The organism is Campylobacter sp. RM9331 (assembly GCF_020137685.1).
GTDB lineage: Bacteria > Campylobacterota > Campylobacteria > Campylobacterales > Campylobacteraceae > Campylobacter_E.
Genome location: NZ_JACGBA010000041.1, coordinates 1 through 2,647, shown reverse-complemented (window position 1 = coordinate 2,647; position 2,647 = coordinate 1). Strand labels below are relative to the sequence as shown.

Sequence of the window (2,647 nt, the reverse complement as noted above, 5' to 3'; positions counted from 1 at the left end):
AAATCTTATTTCATATATTGTATTAGACTTAATCCATTCGTATATGATTTGCTCTACCTTATCAAGATTACTATCAAAACACTTAGGTCTTATAGTATCGCAACTACACCAGTTATCTATGATTTTTAATATTATTTTTAAATTCTTAACCACTAAATCATAATCATCTAACTCATTTAATACGTGTATGTAAAGTTGCATTTCATCAAAACTTTTAAAATTAGTATTTAATAAATAATCATTTAAATCATACTTTTTAATTATAGTTTTTGCATACCTTTTAAGCTTATTGTTTCTAACTCCTATTATTTTATAGTTAGTAAATACTGATTTTTTGCAATAACTTTTATATATTTTATCTATATGTTTTTGTAAATATTCTTTAATTTTCATTATAGCTCTTTCGTTTTGTTTAAAAAAATAATCTTACTATAAATACTTTTACTAAGTATTAACCTAGCTTCTTTAAAATCATCGCAACTTAGACTAGTTTTTTACTCCTTGAGAGACTTAAACCCCTTGAGAAATCAAGGGGTTTTCCTTTTTTAAGAATAATTCAAATTACATTTTTTTAAAAATTTATATAACTTTAAGCTTAATTTTCAAAATTTATGCTACTATTCCCTTACATTTTTACAAAAAAAGGAGAAAAAATGAAATTAGTTAAATTAAGTTTAGCAGCAGTTGTTGCTGCAGGTTCGTTCTCATTCGCGAACGCAGTTGCTTTAGATGAAGCTATTCAAAATGTAGACCTATCAGGAATGTTAAGATATAGATACGATACAAATTCTGAAAAAATAAAAAACAATTCAGTTACTACAAAAATAGATAGATCTAAAGATAATGGTCACAACTATAAAGCTCAATTAAAATTTGGTGCTGATATAGCTGATAATTTTAAAGCTACAGCATTATTCCAATATGAAAACGCTGATAAGTCTTTTGGAAATGATGCGTATTTAAACGATAAAGAAACTTTTGCTGTAAGAGATGCTTACTTAACTTACACAAACTTTGATACTTCATTTATGTTCGGTAGAATGGAAATCGGCTCAATTTGGACTGATGATTTACTAGGAACAGGATTAAAAATAGTAAATAATAGCATTGAAAATGTAACTTTAGCAGCTTATGCATTTGATAATTATAACAATGATGAAGATTTAAGTAAAGTTTTATTTGTTAAAGATGAAAAAGGTAATGAATACGCTACAAGCAAAAACCTTTATGGTATAGCAGCAATTGCTAATTTTGACCCAGTAGCAGCTCAACTATGGGTTTCAAATATGGCTAGTTGGGGCACATTCTATGCAGTAGATTTCAATGTTGCTCTAGGTGACAAAGATGATTTCGCATACAATATTCACGCTCAATACGCAGGCAATAGCCTTAAAAAAGATAGAAAAGAAAGTTTAAGTGCTGCAAATGGTAACTTCTATGCAGTAGAAGCTGGTTTTGATGCATTCGGCTTAGATTTCAATGTAGGTTATGCTGGTTATGGTAAGAAAGACAAAGCTACAATTAATAGTGTAGAAGATAGTGGTCAATTAATCAACTACGGTGAAATAGTAATGGATGGATACCAAGGTGATAAAGGTAAAAAAGATTTCGTATTCGGAACAATTGGCTATACATTTGAAGATGTAAGATTTGGTGTTGATATTATTAGCGGAACAAATAAAGTTGAAGGTGCTGAAAAAGAAAAATTATTTGAAGTTAAACCACAACTATCTTATAAATATAGCGACAAACTAAACTTCTCAGCATTCTATGCTTATGGAACATCAAAACAAGCTGATGAAAAAACAACTGATAAACTAATCAGATTCCAAGCTAAATATACATTTTAATTAATTGCTAGGCTTTAAGCCTAGCTTTTTAAAGACTTAGAATGAAAAAAATTTTATTATTTTTATGTATTACAAATTCTATAAGTGCAGTTACTACAGATGATTTATTAAATTATACTTTTAGTGATAATTTAGATATTAATTTAGGTAAAGAACTTTTTATAAATATTCATAAATGCAATTCTTGTCATGGAGATTTAGGAGATAAATCAAGCACTACATTTAAATCCTTAAACACTTATTCAGCATCTACTTTAAAATCAATGTTAAAATCTTACAAAAACGATAAAGATTTTGGAGGCAAAACAAGATTTGTTATGCAAAGATATGCAAATAAATTATCAAATAAGGATATTGATAATATTATAGCTTATATAAAAGGTAAAGATAATTTAGAATTACCTAATTCAAAAAATATTGAACCTGCTAAAAAAACTAAAGATAATTTATATTTGGAATAAAATCTAAATATAAATTCCTATTTTAAAACTTAGATATTTTATTATAATTTAGCTATATAACTTAATAATCTTATAAAATATGTAATGCCATTGAGTTATGCTAAACATATAAAATTAACTTATCTAAAATATTTTATATAAATAATTCAAATAATGTTTTTTATATTATTCAAAATTATTATTTATTTTCTTACTAAATTTCAAATTTCTCAAACCTAACTCTCACTACATAACCACCAAAACTACAAACTATCTTCACTAATTTTAGTTTTTAATGTTTTTAAATTGTATTTTTTAAATTCTCCCAACTTTCCCTACTTTTCCAAATAATTTTCA

Annotated in this window: 3 protein-coding genes; 2 read left to right on the top strand and 1 reads right to left on the bottom strand. The window is 25.8% G+C overall.

From position 1 onward, the window contains the following. Positions 1 to 393 (bottom strand): DNA alkylation repair protein (locus AVBRAN9331_RS09610; RefSeq protein ID WP_336612915.1); only part of this gene is annotated, 393 nt, incomplete at its 3' end. A 260-nt stretch (positions 394 to 653) separates the two neighbouring features. On the opposite strand from AVBRAN9331_RS09610, the gene AVBRAN9331_RS09605 reads away from it, so the two are divergent. Both AVBRAN9331_RS09605 and AVBRAN9331_RS09600 read left to right on the top strand, forming a co-directional pair. Then, the gene (locus AVBRAN9331_RS09605) at positions 654 to 1,850 is read left to right on the top strand and encodes a major outer membrane protein (protein WP_336612914.1); all 1,197 of its coding nucleotides are present in this window, start codon (positions 654 to 656) and stop codon (positions 1,848 to 1,850) included. 41 nt (positions 1,851 to 1,891) lie between these two features. Further along, positions 1,892 to 2,311, top strand: a complete 420-nt coding sequence (locus AVBRAN9331_RS09600; RefSeq protein WP_336608775.1) for a c-type cytochrome — start codon at positions 1,892 to 1,894, stop codon at positions 2,309 to 2,311. The last annotated feature ends 336 nt before the right edge of the window (positions 2,312 to 2,647 follow it).